General features: G+C 53.4%; 21 protein-coding genes, 2 pseudogenes and 1 riboswitch. Of the genes and pseudogenes, 8 read left to right on the plus strand and 15 right to left on the minus strand.

Features of this window, described 5'->3' with window-relative positions:
- Positions 1–958, minus strand: a pseudogene (locus PKO01S_RS21740) (hypothetical protein); the annotation flags it as partial.
- Between the two features lie 101 nt (positions 959–1,059).
- The gene (locus tag PKO01S_RS21745; protein ID WP_127533544.1) at positions 1,060–1,575 is read right to left on the minus strand and encodes a hypothetical protein; all 516 of its coding nucleotides are present in this window, start codon (positions 1,573–1,575) and stop codon (positions 1,060–1,062) included.
- Positions 1,576–1,849: 274 nt separating this feature from the next.
- On the opposite strand from PKO01S_RS21745, the gene PKO01S_RS21750 reads away from it, so the two are divergent.
- From PKO01S_RS21750 to PKO01S_RS29825, 4 genes are all read left to right on the plus strand, one after another.
- Positions 1,850–2,590 carry an ABC transporter ATP-binding protein gene (locus PKO01S_RS21750; RefSeq protein WP_127533545.1) on the plus strand — a complete coding sequence of 247 codons (741 nt, stop codon included), beginning with the start codon at positions 1,850–1,852 and terminating at the stop codon, positions 2,588–2,590.
- Positions 2,587–3,846, plus strand: coding sequence for an ABC transporter permease (locus PKO01S_RS21755; RefSeq protein WP_127533546.1), 1,260 nt, complete (start codon positions 2,587–2,589; stop codon positions 3,844–3,846). The genes PKO01S_RS21750 and PKO01S_RS21755 overlap by 4 nt, the downstream gene beginning before the upstream one ends.
- A 607-nt stretch (positions 3,847–4,453) precedes the next feature.
- Positions 4,454–4,753: a hypothetical protein gene (locus PKO01S_RS29820; protein ID WP_127533547.1), complete on the plus strand. Its 300-nt coding sequence runs from the start codon at positions 4,454–4,456 to the stop codon at positions 4,751–4,753.
- A 1-nt stretch (position 4,754) separates the two neighbouring features.
- Positions 4,755–4,976 carry a hypothetical protein gene (locus tag PKO01S_RS29825; RefSeq protein WP_127533548.1) on the plus strand — a complete coding sequence of 74 codons (222 nt, stop codon included), beginning with the start codon at positions 4,755–4,757 and terminating at the stop codon, positions 4,974–4,976.
- Between the two features lie 87 nt (positions 4,977–5,063).
- Here PKO01S_RS29825 and PKO01S_RS21770 read toward each other — a convergent pair whose 3' ends face one another.
- The 7 genes from PKO01S_RS21770 to yyaC form a co-directional block, all read right to left on the minus strand.
- Complete coding sequence (locus PKO01S_RS21770) at positions 5,064–5,903, minus strand: PilZ domain-containing protein (protein ID WP_127533549.1); 840 nt, start codon at positions 5,901–5,903, stop codon at positions 5,064–5,066.
- 92 nt (positions 5,904–5,995) lie between these two features.
- A riboswitch (cyclic di-GMP riboswitch) is annotated at positions 5,996–6,089 on the minus strand.
- 33 nt (positions 6,090–6,122) lie between these two features.
- Positions 6,123–7,205 carry an HD-GYP domain-containing protein gene (locus tag PKO01S_RS21775; protein ID WP_127533550.1) on the minus strand — a complete coding sequence of 361 codons (1,083 nt, stop codon included), beginning with the start codon at positions 7,203–7,205 and terminating at the stop codon, positions 6,123–6,125.
- A gap of 111 nt (positions 7,206–7,316) precedes the next feature.
- Entirely contained in the window at positions 7,317–9,077 is a 1,761-nt protein-coding gene (locus tag PKO01S_RS21780; RefSeq protein WP_127533551.1) for a histidine kinase N-terminal 7TM domain-containing diguanylate cyclase, read from the minus strand.
- Positions 9,074–10,270 carry a class I SAM-dependent methyltransferase gene (locus tag PKO01S_RS21785; protein WP_127533552.1) on the minus strand — a complete coding sequence of 399 codons (1,197 nt, stop codon included), beginning with the start codon at positions 10,268–10,270 and terminating at the stop codon, positions 9,074–9,076. Before PKO01S_RS21785 ends, PKO01S_RS21780 begins: the two co-directional genes overlap by 4 nt.
- A 12-nt stretch (positions 10,271–10,282) precedes the next feature.
- Positions 10,283–10,996, minus strand: a complete 714-nt coding sequence (locus tag PKO01S_RS21790; RefSeq protein WP_127533553.1) for a DUF6483 family protein — start codon at positions 10,994–10,996, stop codon at positions 10,283–10,285.
- Positions 10,997–11,007: 11 nt separating this feature from the next.
- Positions 11,008–11,835: an alpha/beta fold hydrolase gene (locus PKO01S_RS21795; RefSeq protein ID WP_127533554.1), complete on the minus strand. Its 828-nt coding sequence runs from the start codon at positions 11,833–11,835 to the stop codon at positions 11,008–11,010.
- Positions 11,836–11,896: 61 nt separating this feature from the next.
- Entirely contained in the window at positions 11,897–12,454 is a 558-nt protein-coding gene (gene yyaC, locus PKO01S_RS21800; protein ID WP_127533555.1) for a spore protease YyaC, read from the minus strand.
- 178 nt (positions 12,455–12,632) lie between these two features.
- Here yyaC and PKO01S_RS21805 point away from each other — a divergent pair, with 178 nt between their 5' ends.
- Positions 12,633–12,863, plus strand: a complete 231-nt coding sequence (locus tag PKO01S_RS21805) for a DUF1128 domain-containing protein (protein ID WP_127533556.1) — start codon at positions 12,633–12,635, stop codon at positions 12,861–12,863.
- 102 nt (positions 12,864–12,965) lie between these two features.
- Here the strand turns inward: PKO01S_RS21805 and PKO01S_RS21810 are convergent, their stop codons facing one another.
- The 4 genes from PKO01S_RS21810 to PKO01S_RS21825 all read right to left on the minus strand — a co-directional run bounded on the left by PKO01S_RS21810 (position 12,966) and on the right by PKO01S_RS21825 (position 17,524).
- Positions 12,966–13,430, minus strand: a complete 465-nt coding sequence (locus PKO01S_RS21810) for a hypothetical protein (protein WP_127533557.1) — start codon at positions 13,428–13,430, stop codon at positions 12,966–12,968.
- 243 nt (positions 13,431–13,673) lie between these two features.
- Positions 13,674–15,263 carry a UDP-glucose--hexose-1-phosphate uridylyltransferase gene (locus tag PKO01S_RS21815; protein WP_127533558.1) on the minus strand — a complete coding sequence of 530 codons (1,590 nt, stop codon included), beginning with the start codon at positions 15,261–15,263 and terminating at the stop codon, positions 13,674–13,676.
- 63 nt (positions 15,264–15,326) lie between these two features.
- A complete protein-coding gene (galE, locus tag PKO01S_RS21820) occupies positions 15,327–16,316 on the minus strand; it encodes a UDP-glucose 4-epimerase GalE (protein WP_127533559.1) in 990 nt (329 codons plus the stop codon).
- Between the two features lie 35 nt (positions 16,317–16,351).
- Positions 16,352–17,524, minus strand: coding sequence for a galactokinase (locus tag PKO01S_RS21825; protein WP_127533560.1), 1,173 nt, complete (start codon positions 17,522–17,524; stop codon positions 16,352–16,354).
- 259 nt (positions 17,525–17,783) lie between these two features.
- Between PKO01S_RS21825 and PKO01S_RS21830 the strand changes: the two genes are divergently transcribed.
- On the plus strand, positions 17,784–18,656 hold the full coding sequence (locus PKO01S_RS21830; protein ID WP_127533561.1) for an AraC family transcriptional regulator: 873 nt from the start codon (positions 17,784–17,786) through the stop codon (positions 18,654–18,656).
- Here PKO01S_RS21830 and PKO01S_RS21835 read toward each other — a convergent pair.
- Positions 18,632–19,705, minus strand: coding sequence for an asparaginase (locus tag PKO01S_RS21835; protein ID WP_164779706.1), 1,074 nt, complete (start codon positions 19,703–19,705; stop codon positions 18,632–18,634). The two genes, PKO01S_RS21830 and PKO01S_RS21835, sit on opposite strands and share 25 nt — an antisense overlap.
- 169 nt (positions 19,706–19,874) lie before the next feature.
- Here PKO01S_RS21835 and PKO01S_RS21840 point away from each other — a divergent pair, with 169 nt between their 5' ends.
- On the plus strand, positions 19,875–21,116 hold the full coding sequence (locus PKO01S_RS21840; protein WP_127533563.1) for an NAD(P)/FAD-dependent oxidoreductase: 1,242 nt from the start codon (positions 19,875–19,877) through the stop codon (positions 21,114–21,116).
- Between the two features lie 87 nt (positions 21,117–21,203).
- Here PKO01S_RS21840 and PKO01S_RS21845 read toward each other — a convergent pair whose 3' ends face one another.
- A complete protein-coding gene (locus PKO01S_RS21845; protein ID WP_164779707.1) occupies positions 21,204–21,767 on the minus strand; it encodes a general stress protein in 564 nt (187 codons plus the stop codon).
- An 18-nt stretch (positions 21,768–21,785) separates the two neighbouring features.
- Between PKO01S_RS21845 and PKO01S_RS29830 the strand changes: the two are divergent.
- Positions 21,786–21,836: pseudogene (locus PKO01S_RS29830) on the plus strand (hypothetical protein); the annotation flags it as partial.
- Positions 21,837–21,918: the final 82 nt, after the last annotated feature.

The following is a 21,918-nucleotide window of genomic DNA, read 5'->3' on the forward strand; positions in this document are numbered from 1 at the left end:
CCGCAGGCGTTGCGCTCGCGAGCACATACGCAGGCGCCGCGCAGGCGCATGTCCAGCCGGCGGACGCGAGCCAGAGCGCGAGCTGCCGGCCGCGCAGCAGCAGCGAGCCGGCGGCGAAGCCTGCGATGCCGGCAAGCGCTGCGCCGCGCGACTCCGACAGCAGCAGCGCAAGCAGCAGCGGCAAAGGCAGCAGTGCTGCCGCGTCGGGTATGATACGGCCGGTTGCTGCATCGTCCTTCTCGCCGCCGATGCCGGCCCGATCATGCCCGTCACCCGTCCGCTCAGTCAGCCTCGCAAGCATCCCCACCAGCAGCGCGGCTGCCCACACGCCTTGCGCGTTCGGGTATTGTAAGAAACCGGACAACCTTGCGCCTGCCGATGAGATACGGAAGTCTTCTGTAAGCATGACGAAGCCATTCGCGGATGGCAGCCAACCAAGCCATACCGCTGCCGAAACAGGTCCGATCAGCCATGCAGCCACCGTTAAGATGCACTTGCTGATTACACCGCCATTCTTCGGTTCCTCGCTAGTATATCGATTTCCAAGCAGCAAGTAAGCGAGTCCAGCAGTACCAAGCCATCTTACGGCAGCAGATGCGGATGCAGCAGCCCCCCCTCCCTCAGTTGCGACTGTCGACACGATGCAGCAAAGCGCCAAACCAAGACAACTAACGATGATTGCTTTGTCCGCATGGAATCGAGGCTTTTCATTACCGGTTAATAAACGCCGACGGGCTGAGTATCCCGTATGCAGCGATTTGACCGATGCGCTTATTGTCACCGCCAACGCCGCAACCGCAGCGGAGCCGTCCGCATACAGCCCGGCTTCCGCTATTACAGCCCCCGTCAGCACCGCGGCCGCGCCAGCAACTGCTGCTCCCGCAAATCTACGCCTCTCATTCGGCAGCCGCATGAGTAAAAGCTGCCAGCGTTTCTCCTTCTCCTTCACACTTTGCAACCGTCCTCCCCCTAACATGGCAGGTCTTTGTTACGCAGTATGTCCGCCGCTGCATTAACGTAAGCATGAGTCTAAGACATGTAGCTGCTAGAAGTCAGTTCTTAATAATCGACATCGTCCGAATAGCGGCCATCATCCAACGAAACCGTAATATATTCGACCTTCTCATAAGACGGGTTCGCGGAACCGACAATGAGCTGAATCCCATTTCCGTCATACCGAAGAAATCCGTTTTGTGAAAATGTTCTGTTCATCTTTAATCCGAATGTTTCCCCAGCCTGCCCCGGTTTCCTCATCTTGTCGCCTACCCGTATGCCGAAAGCTGAGTAGGACTCCTGTCTCAACGAAATAGATCGAACAGCTTGGTTTTTGTCATATTCCACTTGAAGTCCGTTCTTCTCAAAAATGTTCGTAAACTGCTTCGATTCACCCATTTGTACGACGGGCGTTTCATGAAGCAGATCCTCAACTTCTTGCTGAGACATGCCGAGCTGAATGCCGCCAGCCTCCAAATGAGCGTTAGCGAATTTCGCCCCTTTTACGCCGAACGGGCTTAAATACCACACTGTAAGGAAGACAATCGCTAGCGCAACCCCTATGAATAGTTTGAACTTCAATGCTTTCGCTCCTTTAATGGATGACCTACTGAGTCAATATCGGCATTTGAATCGTATCCGACCATTTACTCATATTAGTATATTTGACAGCGTTTTCACACTGAACCCTACTGCTCCCGTACTCATTTTTTTATGCATTATTCCCCCTTCGTACAAGTACTGCTGAAACTTTCTATCCCTCTCGCTCGTTCCTTAGTTCGAACTGGACGGAATGCGTAAGCCATATACAGCAATATTAAAATCATTCTACGGGAGTAGAGCTGGAGGGCATGTAATGATTCGAATAGAACGGCTCAGCCACCGTTATCAGCTAGGAGCCAAAAGCAAGGACCGGAGCGTGTCAGTGCTTCACGACATCGATCTGCACGTGAAGGAAGGAGAAATCGTAACGCTTGTCGGCCGGAGCGGATCGGGGAAGTCGACGCTGCTTCACGCGGCGTGCGGTTTTATCCGGCCCTCCAGCGGCCGGGTCATCATCGACGGCCAGGATACGGCCAACTTCAGCGAAGGCGACTGGGCTGATTTCCGGCGCCAACGGATCGGCGTCATTTTTCAAAGCTTTCAGCTCATCCCAAGCATGACCGCCTACGAAAATATTGAACTCCCGCTCGTTCTTGAAGGAATAGGAGAAACCGAACGCAACCAGCGGACGAATCAGCTGCTCGAGCGATTCGGCCTGGCAGGCTATGCGGAGCATTATCCGGGCGAACTGTCCGGCGGACAGCAGCAGCGTGTCGGTATCGCCCGCGCGCTTGCGCTCAAGCCGCGCATCGTAATGGCCGACGAACCGACTGGCAGCCTCGATTCCGATAACGAGCGCCAGTTTCTAGATACCCTGCAGCAGCTTAATGCGGAAGAACGAATTACATTTCTGATCATTACCCACGATGAGCATGTCGCGTCAATCGGTCATCGAATCGTACGAATCGAGGACGGCCGCTTATCCGAGATCGCTTCACCTCGTCCGCTTGCCAGCACTGCCTCCGCGCAGCAGCAGGAGGTGTCCTCGAGATGAAAACGAAAGACCGTTTCCGCTTCGTTCGTCAAAATATGGGCAAGAACAAGTCACGTATTGCACTGACCGTCCTTGCAACCGCGATGGGCTGTACGTTCCTTATCATGATTGCATCCGTTGCCTTCGGATTGCAGAAGAGCATCGTCGACGAAGCTCTTCATGGACGCAAAGTGACGCAGATCGAAATTAACGCACGCGCGGTTGATGCGAGTAGAAACGACAACCGGCGGATTATTGCCTCCGATATCGATGCGCTTCGCCAACCGAAACATGTGAAGGCCGTTACGGTCGCTTACAGAGCCGAAGGCAAGTGGGAGCTTGACGGCGGTTACTCGGCTCAGGGCTTGATCTCCGTCACAGACATGGCAGCGGAGATCAAAACCGACTTGCCGTTATCCGAAGGCAGGCTGCCGCAAGCACCGGACGAAGCCGTCGTCGGCTACCATTTTGCACAAGATATGAAGAACGCGGACGGCCAAGCTTATTCAGGATCTCTTGTCGGCACTACCCTTATGACGACCTTCTCCGTGTATCCCGCACAGGGCGAAGAAAACGTTCAGGCGCGCACGGAAGTCCATCCGATTAAGATTGTCGGTATTCTCGAGAAGCCGGCCAAGGAAGTCGTGTATGACAACTCCTTCATGACTGACCAGGCTTTATTCCAAACGACCGGTTTCTTGGCCGATCAGGAGCCGATAGGCGTAAATGTGTTCGTCACAAACGCAAGCAAAGTGAACAGCGTTTCGAAAGCGCTGCGCGCCGAAGGCTTCTTGGTCTACTCAGTGGCGGACGAACTGAAGCAGATCGACATCGTGTTCCTCATTATGAAGATCGGTCTCGTATTTGTCGGCACGATTGCGGTCCTAATCGCTTCGATCGGTATTTATAATACAATGACGATGGCCGTGACGGAGCGTGCTCCGGATATCGGTATCATGAAAGCGATCGGGGCGCATCCGCGCACGATCCGAAGCGTCTTCCTGCTCGAAAGCTTCGGAATCGGTATTATCGGCGCGATAATCGGCACCGCAGTCGCTTATATCCTCAGTATGCTGGTGAATGCGATAGTACCTCCTATTGTTCATGCATCGCTCGATTCGAACTTGCCGGACGGCTTCGTCTTCTCCTATATCCCATGGACGTTGACCGTACTGAGCGTTCTCATCAGCGCTGGTGTTGCCATCTTGTCCGGCCTTCGTCCCGCTGCGCGCGCAACAGGCATCGATGTTCTCCGCGCGCTGCGACGAGACTTGTAATTTTGCAGCCTCGCTTATCAAAAATGAACAAAGCTTCTTCCCTGCACGATTCCGGTGCATGGCAGAAGCTTTGTTTTTTTGCGCTAATAGGCCATCTGTTAGGTTACCTGCTATATTCCATTCACTTGAACTCGAACCCCCACTGGTGCACTTACCCGCGCCTTGTTATTCGATGCACTCCGTACAATGGACAGACCCTATCAGAGTCTCTAACCCGCTTCTCATTGCACTTTGTACAATTGCATCGCCGCTTGTCCACCCAAAATCACCACTAAAGCACCATACCACTCCATCCCCATTGTACGAACTGCAGCGAACCTTACTTTTAATGATCCGACCTATTGTTTTCATTGTACAAATTACAACTAAGCGCAGCCGCGAGTTGGCTCACCGAACAACCCGACTAGTCTGTGTTGCGTGACGAAGCCGTCTGAGATAAATGCCTATAGGCCGATGTTCCTGTGTTGGATTAAGGTATAGGCACTTAGCTCAGCCCAAGGCAATCCAAGCGATATAGGCATCTACCTCAGCCCAGGACAATCCAAGCAATATAGGCATCTACCTCAGCCCTGGGCATCCAAGCGATATAGGACATCTACCGATTGCGATGGACGATCCCCGATTCGATCCGTCTGCAGCTTATAACAGCTGGGGCGGCCCTTCGAATTTCTTGAGTCTCGTCCGCGCACCGCATGCGTTCGAGTTCCACCGCCGCCACGTCGAACTGACGTGGGTCATGCAGCCGATTGTAAGCGCCATGTCGAGGATGAAGCGGTTCCCGCAATGCATTAGCCCATGGACGGGCGAAGAAGGCCTCACCAACACTTATTCTCCTGCTATGCTTTGTCTGCTCGACTATGTTCGAGCTCGTGAATACACCGGCCGAATGCAGGATCTATCGGGATAGAATGGAACATATAAAGTTTCCGTCCCGCATCCGCGTCGTGACCGATCGGCAAGGCAGTCTCCGTTCCAATATCGGGATGAGCGCAAGAACAGTTCAGGGCCAAATCTGCTTCGAGGGACGAAGCTTTCCATTCTTGGCAACCGGGAACGAAGAGCTAGCCTTTACGGGCAACCGCTTCGAGTCCGTTGCCGCTGGCGGCATCATTCCTCCGTCTTACCGGTAACTTCAGAGGTAAACCGGACACAGCCCTTTTCTCCACAAAAAAAGCGACCCGCAAAGGGCCACTTTCGATTTCAATCCGTTGTTACGTCTATATCTTGCCGCCGGCAGAACCCATTTTCTTATTCCGGTTCCGGTAGAACATGTTCACTTGCTCGCGCAGAATGTAGGCGCGCAGCGTTCGCTGCTGCTCGTGCCGAATCTCCTCGATCCGTGCCCCGTAATACCGGCCTTCCGGCCGGTCCTCCGAACGTACGATGACGAGCTTGCAAGGCAACGGCAGTTGACCTTCGATTCTTAGCTCAGCTGCTACGGAATCGCCAGCAGCTAACGGTACGAACGTCGACCTCTCGACTACAAAACCGATCCCCGATGTACTTATATTTCGAATCGAAATAGGAATTACGCCCTCTTCAATCTCTTCTTCCTTATCAGAAACAAGAGATTCGGAAGATGCTGGAGAATCGATCAACTGCTCCAATCGGGCTAACAGACCTTCGTCAAGGTCTTCCACCGACAGCTCCTGCGACCATTGCAGCTTCATCTGGTCAATAGGTGTCAAATCCGCCATCCCCACTCGAAGCCTTCCGTACGCCTCAACCTGAACACGCGGACTCTCGCGCTTCTCGACGAACTGGAACGCTTTGGGAGGAAAGATAACGGCGATTGAGCCCTCGTCCTTGCCGATGATCGTTGACTGCAGCCGATGAATGCCGACTGGCGAATAAAAGGTCAATTGCACCGAATCTCCAAGTTCGAACCGCTTGTATTCATTCAAATCAATACCGAGCAGTTCCCCTTCCACATAGGTCGATATCCCGGTCGTGACATAATCCTGCTTCTCCACGATCGTTCTGCTATGTACAAGCGCCTTCGGCGCAATCAGTTCTTTCTCCTTGCGGAGCACTTCATTACCGCCCTTAATCGACATCCCAACCGATCCTCCCTATCATTGTGGCATAAACAGCAAAAAAAGCCGCTATCTAATTAGAAGCCGCTCCATACTGCATGCAAGGGAGCGAATTCGGCAACCGGCTGCCAAACCAGCCGACTTCACCGGCAGTTAGGCCCTATGGCTTTGCGTCCTTGCCTTTCGACAAGTTTGCTATTATCGTTCGAAATCTTGCTATTCGATTTAGAAGATAAGCTATTACAGCTCTTTCATAATCAAAATACTGATTTCGTTCTTCAGATCAATTTCATAATTGCTCTTAGGTCTGCTGCCGTCCGCCTCTTCGACGATCCGTACGATCGGACGATGGACAGCCAGCGAATTGTTAGCCGCTACTACGCCAATCTGACCAGTATTAAGCAATACCGTCGTTGCAACAGGGTACACCGATATATGCTTGCAGAACAGCTTGACCAATTCGAAATCGAAGAAAGTATTGCCCGACGCGAACAGAAATTCGATCGCCTCTGACGGCGTATATCTCTTACGATGAGGCCGCGGGGATGTTAAGGCATCATAGGTATCGGCTATTCCGACGATCTGAGCGTACATATGAATCTCGTCACCCTTCAGACCTCTCGGATACCCCGAACCATCGAACCGCTCGTGATGCTGCAAAGCGCAGTGCGCAGATAGCAAGGAAATATCATGCTGTTTGCGCAGAATATCGAAACCGTCCGTCGTGTGGCGCTCAACTAGTGCCTTCTCAGCGTCCGTCAGCGCTCCTTGCTTATTGATCAGCTCAGCCGGTACTTTACTCATGCCGATATCGAACAGCAGCGCGCCTATGCCTAGCTCCTCCAATTGCTGACGGTTATATCCTTTGGCTATGCCGATGATACCGGATAATATCGCAACATTAACAGAATGCTGGTACAAGTAGGCGTCCGTAACGTGAATGTTGGTCAGATTGACCATCACATCGCCGCGCAGCATAACATCGTTCAAAATGTCGCCGAACACCTGCCGCAGCGTACGTCCCATCTCGGGAGCGACGGTCTTGCCTTTCATATAATTCTGATCCTTAAAGTTTGCAACCGTCTTGTAGATGGCATCCATTGCTTTCTGTCTCGTTGCATCCCGGATCACTTCAGGCGGTTCAAGGTCTTCCGTAAAAGGATCTTCAATGAAAAGCATATCTACGCCAAGCTTCCGCAACCGCTCGATAAACCGTTCATTCAGCTCAACTCCGGCACCAAGCAAAACGTTTCCGTTCTCCTGTAGTACAGGCTTGGCCAGCTTATCGCCAGGCTTGATCTGATGAATGTTTACCTTCTTCATACTAATTTCCCGCCTTTTTATATACCAAAAAATATGGAGCGCAAATTTATTGTACCATGATGTTACGTTAACTGACTATGCTGTCGAATGCTCGGAGAAGAAACATTTTTGCTAGCCTGCTGGAACTACCAGTTTCCGGCACACAACTTGGTTTCTTCCGGCATTCTTCGCCTCATATAATGCATCATCTGCGGATGCAAACAATTGCCGCAAATAAGATGCCGATTCCTGCACCGCACCTGGGTGCAGCGCCTCTTCCACAATTACGCCCATGCTGATTGTAACGGACAGCTTCGACACCTCTTCGCCGGCTGCTGCTGCTTCATCCGCTGCTTGTCCGTTCCAGCCGCCAAGGCCTTCTTGACCGCAACCGTCCCAGCTTACTTCACTCTGCTCAACTGCTCTGCGGATCCGTTCAGCCATCTCAGCTGCCGTCTGTACATTCGCATTAGGCAGATAGACCGTAAATTCCTCACCCCCGTATCTTGCCAGCACGTCGACGGGGCGCAGCTCGCCCCGAATCGTATCTGCTGTTCTTACGAGGACCTCGTCACCCGCTAAATGCCCGTACGTATCGTTGACCTTCTTGAACAAGTCGATGTCGAACAACAGTATCGCGAACGACGTGCGGGCCACGGCCAGCTTCGGCAGTTCGCTCTCCAGTTTCCCCATCAGATAACGCCGGTTATAACAACCGGTCAGGCTGTCCGTCACTGCCATCCGCTCCAGCTTCTGATTCGCGTCTGACAGCTCTTTCTGCATCATCAGCAGTTCTTGATTCTGCTCCTGCAGTGTCTCGTTCTGCGTGCGCGTCTCTTCCATAAGCAGCCGGTAATCGGTTACATCCTGAACCGTTACAATGCGGCCGGCAGCCCGCTGCTTCCTTCGCTCGATCGGTGCGGATACGATGACGATATGTTTCTTCGCCTGAGTATAAGACGGCACCAGCACTTCAATCTCCAGGCGCTCGGGTGAATTCGCCTCATGCCATTCAATGAACAGCTCCGCTTGGTCGGCAATGGCGCGCATCGCGCTAAGCATCGTCCGCACATCGAATTTGTCTCCAACGCGAAAGTTGACGATCGACTTCATCGCCTTATTCACGTCCGCGATAATTCCTTCTTCATTCATCACAACAATGCCCGTCGTCATCGAATTGATCACGTCACGCTGAGCGAATTGAACAAGATCGAATACCCGGTTGCGCTGAATGGCGAAGACAAAATAGACACCGCTGATTGTCATCCCAAGCGACAGCAGCCCTGGTACGACATGCCCTTGTACTTCCCATACGACGTTGACCATTATATCGGCAAATCCGAACAATAATAATAGAATTAATCCCCGCAGCGACATCTGCACTTGCTTGCGAAGATGCACCGTACTGGAAGAGCTGCGCAGCGTGGCGGTCATGATCTTAATCGACGCAGTCATATAACCTGCGAGTACAGCAATAAGCAGCCAGAACAGCGGCCCATACGTGGAGTCCGTCAGCCTCGTTGCCGATTGTTCGACGAACAGTCCGGACGGATTCCACATGATGAGCAGGACAGTGATCAGAGAAGGCGTAAGAGACAGCGCTATTCTTCTCCGGGACAAAATATAGGAACGGCCAGTCAAAAAAACGGCGAATAAGTACCAGCCGAATCCGAGCACAGCTAAACAAACATACATGATTTGCGATATGTATTGTCGAAATTCAGGCTCTTCCGCCATGTACAGCACCGTCTGGCCTAGCGGCCAGTTGAGCATGAACAGATGGAACAGCAAATATATTCGGTGCAGCGTCGTGAACGATCCCCTCATGAAGACGAGAATGAACAACGCCAGCAGAATGATATAATAACTGAATTCAATCCATATGCCGATCAATAGGAATCACCCGTATGCACAGACATTGGAAGACGCTCCTGCAGCGCCTGCTCTAAATAAGGCCGGACGGACAGCATGTCCCGGTACCTTACATACTCGTTCCACTTCCGCTGCTTGACTGCATCGGAAGTCGGAGAGACAACGGCCCGTATTAGCAAATTTTTCGGCGTATGCTCCGGGTCGATGAACTCCAGCATTTGAACTTTGTAGCCAACAGCTTCAAGCAATGAGCCGCGCGCCGCATCCGTAGCTAGAGCAGCGAACCGCTCCTTCAGCAGCCCGTGTCCAAGCAGCGGCTTCAGATCTTCGTTGTCGATCTGGCGGAACAATTCGTGCTGGCAGCATGGCACGGACAAAATCACTTTCGCCCCCCAGCCGACCGCCTTCGCAAGCGCCGCATCGGTTGCGGTATCGCATGCGTGAAGCGTGACGACCATATCGGCAGCCGCTTTCTCTTCATACTGCGCAATATCGCCAACCTGGAATGACAAGCCGTCGTAGCCGAGCTTGTCCGCAAGTGACTGGCAGAATGCGATCACATCTTTCTTCAAATCAAGTCCGACAACCGACAGCTGATACCCTTTCTCGATGACGAGCAGATGATACAGCGCAAAAGTCAGGTACGACTTGCCGCAGCCAAAATCAATTACGGTAATCGGCCGGTCGCTCGGAAGATGCGGCAGCACGTCGGTCACCATTTCGAGGAAACGGTTGATTTGCCGATACTTATCCATTCGGCTTTCCTTCACTTTGCCTTCAGCCGTCATAATGCCCAGCTCCACGAGGAACGGTGCAGGTGCGCCCTCTTCAATGACGCGTTTCTTACGGCGGTTATGATCTGCCGCATCTGCCAGCTGCATCGAAGCAGGCTTGCGCAGCACAGCAGCTTTGCCTTTCTTGCTGAACAAGATTTGATAATCCGCTTCCGATGTCTTCACGAGCGCCTGCCGGTAATGTGCTTCCAGCCAATCGGCCATCTTCTCGCCGGCCTGCGCCATCGGTACGTTCTCGTGAATCGCCTTATTCGAATAATGATATTCAAATTGCATATACAGGCCGTCCTTCAACTGGACAGGCCGAATCGTTGTGCGCGCCGGAGCATCGGTGTCTTTGCGCCGCAGTTGACTGAACGTCGCTTGCAGCACGATCCCTTCCTCACCCCAGCGTAATATATCTGAACGCCATTGTTCCATAGCCTAAATTGGTCACTCCTTCATTCGGTCTAGCTCAGCAGCGCCCAGCAGAACTTCCTCTCTCGGGAGTCCTCCTGCTTCTAATCGGTCGTCGGTCATCGCTTGCAGCCGCTCGTAGAAAGCGGCAACCTCACTTGCACGCGCATCGCCGTCGGTCAGCATGGCATACCAGCGGTTTTCAGCTTTGTCGAACTGTCCGCGTCTCTCGCAGGCAGCCGCCGCCAGCAGCCCCGTGCTGCGCGGAAGCCTGACATTGGCGAGCTTGGCAAGCAGCTGCGCTGAATCATCAGCCCGCTTCTCATCCTTTTGCTCCCCGATAATGCGTTCCACGCCGCCTGATGCGAGAAGGCCTTCGGCAAGCGTCTGCGCATGCGCATACTCCTCGACCTCTGCAGCAAGCAGCATATGAAGCGCTTTGCCTCGAAGCGATAACGCTTCCGATTCGCGCCCCATATCCTCCATCGTATCGGCTTCTGCCGACATCAGTCTGCCAAGCGCCCGCAAATCGTCCGGATCTGCGGTTCCCCGCTGGCCGAGCATCGATATTAAATCTTCAGCTGACAGCTTGCGAGCCAGTTCCGGCTTCATGCGCAGCAGCTTTTCGAGCAAATCGCCCGACAGCGCCAGCGCCTCCTCGTACTTTTGCTGCTTACGGAGCCCCATCATCGCGCCTAACGCTTCGGTCATGCCGGCGATGAGACGCATCATATAATCCCGCTGAAGCATCGGATCGCCCCCTAGCCCTTAATCAGGTCCAAATATCCACTCACCGCATCCGCCATCTGCTGCGGCGTTTCGATCATTCCCATATGTCCCGCCTGCTCCAGCAGTTCTTGTCTGACACCGCTTCGGCTAGACGTGAACGTTCTTTCCACCGGAATAACTCCGTCCATCTTCCCTGCGACCAGCAGCACCGGCAACTCAGACGAATCGATCACGCTCCGGCGGTCTGGACGCTCCTTCATGCCCAACGCAGAAGCTTGAGCGCCTGAAGCAGACGTCTGATGTCCGATCTGGATCGCATGCTCCACGAGCCGCGCCTCCGCTTCTGGTGCGAACAAATTCGGGACGAGTCCTTCTGCGAACTTCTCAATTCCTTCTTCCGCGATCTTCTTCACTGCACGATCGCGATTGCCCTTGGCCGCTTCGCCGTCCGGGTATCCCGTGGAATGAACAAGTCCGAACCCGAGCAGTCGGTCCGCATGCCGCTCTGCTAATGCTAGCGATGCATAACCGCCCATTGAATGGCCCAGCACAACAAACCGGGCAATGCCAAGTTGATCGGCAAGCGCCGCGACGTCATCGGCCATTATCTCCATCGAATAGACGTCGGAGCGGGGTGATGATGAACGACCGTGCCCTCTCGCATCCGGTACAATGATTCGTCTGCCCGGCTTGCTGATCAGCGGCAGAAGCTGCTCCCAATAGGCCGAACTTCCGCAAAAGCCGTGCAGCAGAATAACATTCTGCTCTGCTCCCCCCTCTGGAAGGGAATCGGCATAAGCAATCGTCAGAGCGCCATTATGGCATTCTACTGTACGGTTCGCCAGCGATAGGACGTTCATCTATATTCCTCCTAAATTAATGCTATATTAATAGAATAATCGGGTTGTCCGATTCATAGACTTATAACATAACCGCTTCCCGTAGCGCATCATCGATCGCCTCAGCTGCTTCATCAGCCAATCTCATGACCAGATGGAGCGATGTCGTCTGAAGCGTCCAATATGGCTTAGGTCCCAGTTGATTGACGACAGCAGCGATGGAATAGTCGCCGATCGGCGGAAGCTGAAGCCCTACTCCTTCGCCAGGCTGCAGCGGCCCTTCTGCGACTGCGAATTTGCCTACTGAATCCGCTTTGCCTAGACAGGCATCTATTGTTACGACAATTGTGTCTTCCGGCACAATTATCCCCTCCGAAGATAGCCGCACCGCATCCAGCGGATGCTCCATTGTGCCGTACACGCGGCTCCAGCCGCGGGCCTTAAGAGCCGTCCCGACTAACGGACCGAAAGCGTCACCGGTGGAGCAATCGGTACCGATGCAGACGAACGCACATGCAGCCCCCCGTCGTAGTTGCGCAGCAACCGGAGCAAGAAAGTTGCGAACACCCTCTGCATCAACTGTGATTTTCGTCCGCTGGGGAGCCTTCCGCTTATGTCTGTCACTTTTGCGTATTCCCATAATTGCCGTGTCCCGTTCCTTCCTTCATCCTCATTCATGATACTTGATTTCAGCCCGATCAGCAATGAACGACCAGCCCTCATCTAAAGTCTTATTGACACCGCCGGCAGCCCGTGAATGGCGGTCGGCGCGAAGGCGTGGTACAATACTTCAAATAGCATGATGGAAGGGGATTCTCATGAACTTAAACGAGCCAACAGCAGACAATATGGCATATATGATCGACACGATCAAATCCAAGCTTCGCATGGCGACCGCAGCCGCGATGCAAGCTTCGCACTTCAATATGGACCTGTACGAGGACATTAAAGATTTGTATGACGTTGTCGTTTCCAAGCCATCGTTCAGTATTTCGGAAGTAGAGGCGCTTGTATCTGAATTAGGCAAGCTGAGATCGAATCAAGATTAACATTTTATAACATTATTTTATAGTATTCGACATAAAATAATCAAACAAAACCGAGGCGTTGTCGAACGCCCCGGTTTTTGTTTCTTTAAAGCTGTTATGATGCTATTCTTCCGTACTGACGTTAGCAGGCTCTGCCGCTTCAACCGCTGCGATCGTCTCGATCGACAGCTTCACCGTTACTTGCTTGTTCTCGCCTTTAAGGAACTGCGCTGCGCGTTCAAGCTTCTCTGCGAGCTCATTGCCGCTAAGCGTTACATTTAAGTTATAAGAGAAATGATCGCCGGATTGTCTTGCTGCGTTATAAACGGATGGGGAAGAGTAACGGTCCCCGCCGAATTGCGCAGGAGCGACAGCCTCACCAGGAAAGAACTTATCCGACTTGTTCACGACGCGTTCATAAATGCGGAGCTTCTTCAGCAGCATATAGTACTGAGCGGAATGCTTAAATCCCCACGCATCGCGAATATCTTTCAGCGTGTAATCCATCTTCCAGCGTTTCAAATTCTCAATCTGGTCGTCCGTTTCAAGCTTTAAAAAATCATCCAATGGAATGATCGTGCTTGTCATAATTGGATCCTCCTATCTGCTATTCACCTATAATTCGGCAGTAAAATAAACATTCAATAATAACCATTCATTTATTATTAAATTTATATAAAATAATACCATAATTTTTCTAAGACTGCCAACAGCCGCAATTAAAAACTTTCAGACACGATTCGAGTGCAATAGCGCTTTGTATACAAAAAGAACCGTTCCCGTTTGCCAAATTATGACGAACGAAAACGGTTTATTGTATGACGATCATAATTATTTACAAATGAATAGTTCCAACGATTCCATAAAACGATGGAAAGCCGCTCTTCCTTGGCCGTCCGACTTAAATACCCCTGCGTCCTGCAACACAGCTGCAAACTTAACGCCCGTCTCCTGACGCAGCGACAGGGCGGCCTCCTCTCGGCTCATACCCGTTCCATAACGGTCGATTAGCTCTCCGATCCATGCCGCATGTTGATGCAGCGGTAGCGACTTCTGTTGAGCGTCGGCCTCATTCCACACCGTCTCCCCGGTTAAATACGAAGCGATCGATTCCAGCTCTGCCTTCAGCCTGCCGGGCAAGATCGCAAGCCCCATCACTTCGATCAAGCCGATATTTTCCTTCTTGATATGATGCAGCTCTTGATGAGGATGAAAAATGCCGTCTGGATGCTCTTCGCTCGTACGGTTATTGCGAAGCACGAGATCAAGCTCATACTCGCTGCCGCGGCGGCGGGCAATTGGCGTAATCGTATTGTGCGGGGTGCTGGTGCCGCCGGCTTCTTCGCTATATGCAGCAACTTGCGCACTGTCATCAGAATAGTCCCGCCAAGCGTCGTGCAGACGGTTCGCCGCTCTAAGCACCGCTTCGCGGTCGGGACCGGTAAGACGCACGACCGACATCGGCCAATTCACAATGCCGTACCGGACGCTAGGCTCCGATTGATCCGCATATAGCGCTTCGACCGGCGCTTCCTCCATAGGAAACGAATGTCTGCCCGCTTGGAAATGGTCATGGTTCAAGATCGAACCGCCAACGATCGGCAAATCCGCATTCGAGCCTATAAAATAATGCGGCATCTGCTCGATGAAATCGAGCAGCCGGCGGAACGTCGCGTGCGAAATTCGCATCGGCTCATGAGCGCTCTTGAGCACAATGCTGTGCTCATTGTAATAAACGTAAGGTGAATATTGGTACAACCAACTCTCGCCGTTCAGCTCCAACGGAATGACGCGGTGATTTTGCCTTGCAGGATGATCCGGTCTGCCTGCGTAACCGACGTTCGATTCGCACAGCAAGCATTTCGGATAACGGCTCGGCGGCAGCGTCTTGAGCAGAGCAATTTCCTTCGGATCCTTCTCTGGTTTGGACAGGTTGATCGTAATTTCGAGACTGCCATAAGGCGTCTCATGGCGCCAATACTCGTTCTTGCGTATACGGTTCATCTGAATATAGTTCGAGTCGATGCTGAGCTGGTAGAAACGGTCCGTAGCCGCCTCGATTCCAACTGCTTGTGCCGTCTCGCGGAACGATTTTGCCACTTCGGATGGTCTCGGGACGAGAAGACCCATTATGCGAGCATCGAACTGATCCCGCTGCGTCAATGTATTGTCCGGCATGAAGCCGCTCGCTGCCGCATAATCGAGCAGCGGTTCCAGCAATGATACCGGACTGTCCAGCGACTCCAGCGGGAGTTCCCCTTCATATGGAGCTGTGAACCGGAATAAGTCCAGCAGCGCGTTGCGTGCATACGATTCGTCGAATGCGTCGATCATGCCGCGCTGCAAAGCAAATCGGACCAATCGTTCGATCAGCAGCGCAGCCTGCTCAGCCGTAATTGCCGGTTGTTCGCGTTCTGTCATAACTGTCGCTTCCTTTCTGTATATCCGATCAGCGCCGATTGCCTTGCTGCGTCTCGGATTGAATTACCGGTCGCCGTATCCTTCCGGTTTCGATAAGTGCCACTGCCATGCGCTGCGGATAATGTCTTCCATCTTGTCCCTTTTCGGCTTCCAGCCGAGTTCTGTCCGCGCCTTCTCAGAGGAAGCGATCAATACCGCAGGGTCGCCGGAGCGGCGTTGTTCTAAGACGACGGGAATTTCACGCTCCGTAACTGCTCTTGCAATATCGATGACTTGCTTAACGGAGAAGCCTTGACCGCTGCCAAGGTTATAAATCGCGCTTGCCTCACCGCGGCGCAGCCGGTCCACCGCAAGCAGATGCGCGTCTGCCAGATCGCTTACATGGATGTAATCGCGGACACAGGTGCCGTCCTCTGTCGCATAATCATCGCCGAACACCGAGATATGCGACCGTTTACCGAGCGCCGCTTGGAGGACAATCGGAACCAGATGCGTTTCCGGGGTGTGGTCTTCGCCGATTCTGCCGCTCTCATGCGCTCCGGCAGCGTTAAAATAACGCAGCGATACATACCGGATGCCGTGTGCGGTATCGAACCATTTCATCATTTTCTCCATCGCCAGCTTCGTCTCGCCGTATGCATTCGTCGGTACCGTTCGGTCCGATTCGTTAATCGGCACGTTCTCAGGCTCACCGTACGTCGCTGCCGTAGAGGAGAAGACGATCGATTTCACGCCGTGTTTGTTCATCGCCTCAAGCAAGCAGAGCGTGCCGTAGACGTTGTTATGATAATATTTGCCGGGATTCGTCATACTCTCGCCGACAAGCGAGTTCGCCGCGAAATGAATGACCGCATCGATGTTGTTCTCTTTAAAGACACCCTCAACGAATGATTCGTCACGCAGGTCGCCGACGTACAGCTTGCCGCTGATAACCGCATCGCGGTGGCCTTGCTCCAAATTATCGATAACGACGATCTCTTCGCCGCGTTCTGCCAATGCCGCTACCGTATGCGAGCCGATATAACCCGCTCCGCCTGTTACTAATACTGCCATCCCAATCCTCTCCCTGTATGTGAATGAGGTTCAGACTACGCAAGCTCCTCAACACCGTTTCCGATGCTGCAGACGTAGAAGTCTGCGATTAAGCCGGTTGCTTCGGTATACTTGCGTCCGACCTCTGATTTGAACTGCTCGACGGCGTTCTCATGTACAAGCGATACGGTGCAGCCTCCGAAACCAGCTCCCGTCATCCGCGAACCCAGTACACCATCGATCGTACGTGCCGCCTCAACCATTGCGTCGAGCTCCTTGCCTGTTACTTCATACAAATCGCGAAGCGAATCATGCGACCCGTTCATCAGCGACCCGAAGGCAGCAAGATCGCCTGCTTTGAGTACTTCGATCGACTGGAGTACCCGGCCAATCTCTTCGACAACATGCTGCGCGCGCCGGCGCACCGTCTCATCGGCGATCAAATGCTTATTTGCATTGAATTGCTCAAGCGACAACTGTCCGAGCAGCGTAAGCTCCGGGAACGCCGTGCGCAGATCGGCCACCGCCCGTTCGCATTCGCTGCGGCGCTCGTTATATTTGGAATCGACAAGTCCGCGGCGTTTGTTGGTGTTGCCGATAACGAGCTTGTACGCCCCCGGTTGGAACGGAATAAGATCGTATTCGAGCGTATCACACATTAACAGGATCGCGTGATCTTTTCGGCCGTTCGCCACAGCGAATTGGTCCATTATGCCGCATTGGACACCGTTGAACTCATTCTCGGACCGTTGTGCAAGCTTGGCAATTTCAACTGTATCAATCGGCAATCCGGCAGCATGGAGCAGAGCATAAGCGGTAACGACCTCGATCGAAGCGGAGGAGGACAGCCCTGAGCCGTTCGGAATCTCGCCGTGATACAGCAGTTCAAAGCCGCTGCTCAACTGAACGCCGCGCTGGTGCAGCTCGTTCACAATTCCTTTTGGATAATTCATCCAGTCATCTTTCTTATCGTATACAATCGCGTCGAGCGACAGCAAGCCTCGCAATTCGAAATTGGTCGAGGCAAGCGCCAGCATCCGATCCGGCCGCGGGCGGAGCAGCAGCGTCGTTCCGAATGTAAGCGCCGCAGGGAATACGTAGCCGCCGTTATAGTCCGTGTGCTCGCCGATGAGATTCACACGGCCGGGGGCATGATAGACTCGAATTTCGTTGTCCGAACCGCCATAAAGCTCAACAAACTGCTGCTTCAACTGATCAAGATTAGCCATCGCTGCGATCACATTCCTTTACATTTCATAGTCGTATTCGATTACGTGTTAGCTGTTCGTGTTATGCACTCAGTATAAAGGATCAGGAAATGTTCCGAGAATGGCGGGAAATGCTCAATACATGGACTTATGTGACTTCCGCTTGCACGCAAGACTTGGATATTGCACAATAATGTAAGATTTACTTAACTGATCTTCCGAATTCATTTCATCCCTAGACGTTCAGATGTGACTATAAGAGTAGGAGGTTAAGAACCCCATGAGGCATCCTTACTCGTACGCCGTTGCTTCCAATCATGCCTCCGAACGGCCGAAAGGCCTGAATGTATTGTTCGCAGGAGAAAGCCAGACGAAGCCGGGCCATAAGCTGGGTCCGAAAGTATACGATTATTACTTAATGCACTACGTGCTGTCAGGATGCGGCACATTCACAGACGGAGATCATGAATACGAACTGCAGCAAGGCAGTACGTTTCTGATAGAACCAGAGAATCTGATCAGCTATGCTTCAAGCGATTCGGATCCATGGCAGTACCGGTGGATTGCATTCGAAGGAAACGATGCCGCAATGCTGTTGTCGGCAAGCGGCCTGCTTGCGGCGGGACCGGTCAAGGACAGCGGCCGTGACCGGCGCATCGGCGTGCTGTACCGGAACGTATTCCGGGCGCTTCGGGAAGGAGGAGACGCAGCCGCCTCCCGGGCGGCCGGCTACTTGCAGCTGTTGCTCGGAGCATACGCCGATTCTGCGGCGAAAACGGACAAAGACGCGGAACGAACCGGAGAACGCGGAGATTCGCTGATTAAGATGGTCACCCATTATTTGTCCACTCAATATGCGGTACCAGTATCGATTGAACAAATGGCTGATGCACTCGGTTATAACCGGGCGTACTTGTCTCGCGTCTTCAAGCGCGAAACTGGCGTAACGCCCGTTGCCTTTCTTCTGCGGCTGCGGATCGATAAGGCCCGTCAGTTGCTCCGGGAACGGCCAGAGCTGACCGTGGAGCAAATTGCAGCCTCAGTGGGCATTCCCGATGCACTTTATTTCTCGAAGCAGTTCAAACGTTTCTATGAGCAGTCGCCTTCCGCCTATCGGCGGGAGGTGCTTCAGGTGGAGGAGCCGTTCAATTGAAATACCGCTTCGCGGCGGCCGATGACCCGGCCCGCATCATTCGCCATCTCGACAGGGAAAGTCTCTTCGATTCGGGCGCACATCGCTTCGGCCTCGCGTTCCCCGATTTTCCCCTGCTCCGACAATTGGCGCAGCGCAAGCGACACGATGACCGGCCATGCGGACTCCGTGCCGTCCGATAGCTTAACCACGATGCCGAGTTGCTCATAACGCAGACCGATAGCGAATACCCCTTGGGCGCCGCTCTTCGCCACGCAATTTACGTCCCTCAGCAGCAGACTTGCAAGCCTTCCGCTTCCTTCTACGAGTTCGGGACGGCTATTCATCGCTTCGGTAATTCGTTCTATTGCCATACAATCTTCTTCAGCGTATACGTCATGAGACCGAGGCGAAGCAAGCCTTGCATACAATCCGGCGAGCTTCCTAAGCGGAATGGCATAGACGGGAAGTCCGCAGCCGTCGAAGCCGCTGTTCAGCCCGCTTGTCTGTACATCGGCAAGCTCAGCTATCAGCCGCTTGATCTCTTGCTGAATTGGATGGTCCGGGTCGGCATAGCCATTCACGGGCCAGCCTCTTAGCTTGCAAGCCGCTAGCAGACCGATATGCTTGCCTGCGCAGTTATGAAACAGCTTGCGCGGGCTTCCTCCTTCGCGGATGTAGACATCTCTTGCATCCAGATCAAGCGGAAGCCCGGCATGGAAGACGAGCTCCTGCTCTAGAACACCGGTTAAACTCAACATCGTCTTCAACATCTCGGCATGAGGTTGTTCCCCCCGATGCGAGGCCGCCATCATGGCAATCGCCGCTTCCGGCAAGCCGAAAGCTTCCATGACGCCCGATTGGAGTATCGGGATAGCTTGAACCAGCTTTGCCGTTGAGCGCATATACGTCATAACGTCCGGGTCGCCCGTCCATGCCGACAGGCGGTCGTCCGTATGCACGACCGCTATATGTCCGTAGTGAATATTCTCGATCTCTCCGCCGCGAAGCGACACCGCCAACGGTACGCCGCCCGAACCGTCCCGAAGCTGACTGCTGTTTGCTGCCATCGGGTCTTCCCCTTTCGAATTGCTTCCGATTATTTGTTCTACTGTTCCCATCCCTGCTTCGATTATATTCTCCAGCCCGCCCGCTTAATCGTCGAACCCCTGAACCCCCACCGTTCCGGCATTGGATAACGTGGATTGGACATAGTAAGGAGCGGGAGTGATCGACAGAATGTCACGTAAAACATTGTATACGGGATCATTATATTGGCCAACAACCATTGGCAAAGTGAAGTCATATCCGCCGCTCGGCTCACAACATGAACAATTCGAAGCGGTCGTCATCGGAGGCGGCATGTCCGGCATTTTATGCGGGCATACGCTCGCTTGCAGCGGCATTCGAACAGCAGTCGTCGAACGGGGAGACATTGCTGGAGGTAGCACCTCCGCCAATACCGGCATAATTCAATTCTCCAACGACATGATGATGTCCGAGCTGGCCGACCAGATTGGAGAAAGCAACGCCGTCATGTTCTATGCCGCTTGCAAGCATGCTGTCGAATACCTAGCCCTTCTCTCTGGAAAAATACCGGGTGGAGTCGACTTCAAACGTCGTTCCAGCCTGTATGCCGCCAGCTCCGAGCAAGATCTGCCGAAGCTTCGGCGGGAATACGAAATGCTTCATCGGCACGGCTTCGACGTGGAATGGTGGACGCCTTCCATGATCCGGTCGAAGTTTCCGTTCACCAAGCCGGGCGCGATCATCACGCATGGTGATGCGGAGGTCAATCCATACCGGTTCGTTCACGGCATCGCCGAAGATGCCGCAGCCTCGGGCTTGACGTTCTATGAGCATACCGACATCACTTCGCATGAAACGTCAGGCGATGGGACACACCAGCTCACGTCTAGCGAAGGAGGAAGCTTAACTTGCTCGAATGTCATCTACGCCGTCGGTTACGAGCCCGAGGAGCTTCGAGGCCAATTAATCAAAGCGCGGCTGAACCGCAGCTTCGCGCTCGTAACGGAGCCTCAGACCGCTTCTTTCGACGTCTGGCACGAACGTTTCATGATATGGGAGACCGCCCGTCCCTACTTGTACTTGCGCACGATGAAGGACAACCGGATCGTAATCGGCGGATTGGATGAGGAGACGCCCGCGCCGCTAGCAGGCGTTCATTCGCGTAAAGACCGGATTGACGAACTATATCAACGGCTAACGGAAATGTTTCCGACCATGACCGCTCCCGTTGCTTACGAATGGAGCGCTACGTTCGGCGAATCGCGGGACGGGCTTCCTTTCATCGGACGCGACCCAGCCCGGTCTGGCGTTTACTATAGTCTTGGGTACGGCGGCAACGGTACAGTCTACAGTCTGATGGCCTGCAGGCTGATCCGCGACATGATCCGCGGCGAGACTCCGCCCCTGGCTTCCATCGTCGCATTAGACCGTCCATCTTTGACAACGGTTTAATAAAACCAAAATCATAATCACCGCGCCAAAAGCCCTCTGGACTGAGCAAGTCAGCCAGAGGGCAGCGGTCATAACGGTCATAATCGCTCAATAAATTTGCTTCGCCCCGCAGGAACGATAGATTGCCTCAGCGTTGCTGAGCACCGACAGTTCGGGGCCTCCGTCGACTTCCAGCAGCGTCTTGCTCTCGGTCGTCGAGACGACGACGAGCGCATTGCCTGCTTTCACGGCGTCCCGGCATGCCGATAAGTGGTCTTCTTCGATGCCAAGCGATGATAAGGCGCGGTCATAAGGCCCGTTATCCTCGTTATACCCGTTACCGGACAAGTAAGCGGCAGCGGCAAGCGGAGCCGAGCCGGCATACGTAATGCTGCCCATCGTAATCCCTGCCGAAGTGATCGAACTGCCGACGAGCGAAGTACGCCGCAGCTCGCCGCTCTCATAATCGCTGTCCGACAGATGCTCCCGCGTGTCGACCAGCTCCATCATTTCATCGACATGGACGCCACTTTCCGCTTCAAGCGCCCGGGAATGATAGCCGTCCTTCGCAATAACTTTTATCTCGCCCGGCGTAAATCCGGCTTGAAGCAATTGCTGCACCGCATTGACCGCTTCGCGCTCTGACGCGAATAGCCCTATTTTGCTCGCCATGGATGTGCCCCCTGTCATAAGCCGCACTCAAGTTTGCAGACGAAGCTGCCGGCGGCTTGCCTTAGATAATCGGTTACATTATGCCCGAAGCCGCCTCTTCTATCCCGCATTTACAGCCGCACGCTCAGGCAGTATGAGAGCAATCCGAGGT

The organism is Paenibacillus kobensis NBRC 15729 (assembly GCF_004000825.1).
GTDB classification, from domain to species: Bacteria; Bacillota; Bacilli; order Paenibacillales; family Paenibacillaceae; genus Paenibacillus_T; species Paenibacillus_T kobensis.